This is a genomic window from Micromonospora sp. ATA51 (genome assembly GCF_016802855.1).
Taxonomy (GTDB): Bacteria; Actinomycetota; Actinomycetes; order Mycobacteriales; family Micromonosporaceae; genus Micromonospora; species Micromonospora sicca.
This window is the reverse complement of sequence record NZ_JAEVHJ010000656.1, coordinates 1-1394: the sequence shown is the minus strand read 5'-3', so window position 1 is coordinate 1394 and position 1394 is coordinate 1. Positions and strand designations below refer to the sequence as shown.

The window sequence follows — 1394 nt, the reverse complement described above, 5'->3', positions numbered from 1 at the left end:
AGGGGATAGAGCGTGTTGGCGTCGACCGGAAAGCCTCCGGGCCCGGGCCGCCGTTGCCGACCGGAGGGAACAGGTCGTCGAGGCGCTTCAGCGTCGCCTCGTCGAGGTCGACCTCCAGCGCGCCGAGGGTGCCGTCGAGCTGGTCGAGCGTGCGCGGGCCGATGATCGGGGCGGTCACCCCCGGGCGGGAGAGCAGCCAGGCCAGCGCCACGTCGGCCGGGTCGTGGCCCAGATCGGCGCAGAGCTTCTCGTACGCCTCGATGGTGGGCCGGTGCTCGGCGAGCGCGTCCGCGGCGCGGCCGCTGGCGCCGCGCGCCGCACCGCCCTCGGCCATCTTCCGGAGCACCCCGGCGAGCAGCCCGCCGTGCAGCGGCGACCAGGGGATGATGCCGAGCCCGTAGTGCTGGGCGGCGGGGATCACCTCCAGCTCGACGTGCCGGGTCAGCAGGTTGTAGATGGACTGCTCGGCGACGAGGCCGAGGAAGTTGCGCCGGCCGGCGGCCGCCTGCGCCTGCGCGATGTGCCAACCGGCGAAGTTGGACGATCCGACGTAGATGACCTTGCCCTGGGCGACCAGGGTCTCCATCGCCTGCCAGATCTCCTCCCACGGCGTGGTCCGGGAGACGTGGTGCATCTGGTAGAGGTCGATGGTGTCGGTCTGCAACCGGCGCAGCGACTCCTCGCAGGCCCGGATGATGTGCCGGGCGCTCAGGCCCTGGTCGTTGGGCCAGTCGCCCATCTTGCCGTAGACCTTGGTGGCCAGGACGACCTTGTCGCGGCGACCGCCGCCCTGGGCGAACCAGCGGCCGATGATCTGCTCGGTGATGCCCTCACCGAGTTGCCAGCCGTAGACGTTCGCGGTGTCGAAGAAGTTGATCCCGTGTTCCAGCGCCCGGTCCATGATGGCGAAGCTGTCCGGCTCGGTGGTCTGCGGCCCGAAGTTCATGGTGCCGAGGCAGAGCCGGCTCACCGACAGGCCGGTGCGTCCCAGGTTCGTGTACTCCATGGGTCCACCCTGGCACGCGGGCACTTAGAGTGCCTTACGACAACTCCAGTTCGGCGCGTCTGACGCCGCGCCGCGACCTGGAGCCGTCGCGCGTGACCAGGGTGGACGATGGATCAGGAGGACTCGCGGGCCGCGGGACCGGTGCCGAAGAGGACATCGTCCCAGCTCGGCAGCGCTTGCGCGGCTTGCCGTTGGCGTCCGTGGACTCGGCGCCGCCGGCGGCCGCCGCCGCACCCGTCCGCCGCGGCCGGAGCACCGCCAGCGACGGTACGGCCGGGATCTCCTTCGGCGCGTCCGAGTCGTCGTCGAACGCCGAGCCCTGACCGCCGCCGAGCAGGGCCGCCGCGCCGCCGGCGACGCCCGCTGGCGGGGTGCGTCCTGCGCGGCC

1 protein-coding gene and 1 pseudogene are annotated in these 1394 nt (G+C 72.2%); both read right to left on the bottom strand.

The features are described from left to right. Positions 1–1006: aldo/keto reductase (locus JNW87_RS38710; RefSeq protein ID WP_238455475.1), on the bottom strand; the 1006-nt coding region annotated here is incomplete at its 3' end. A gap of 113 nt (positions 1007–1119) precedes the next feature. Continuing rightward, positions 1120–1394 (bottom strand): annotated as a pseudogene (locus JNW87_RS38705) (DUF3071 domain-containing protein); the annotation flags it as partial.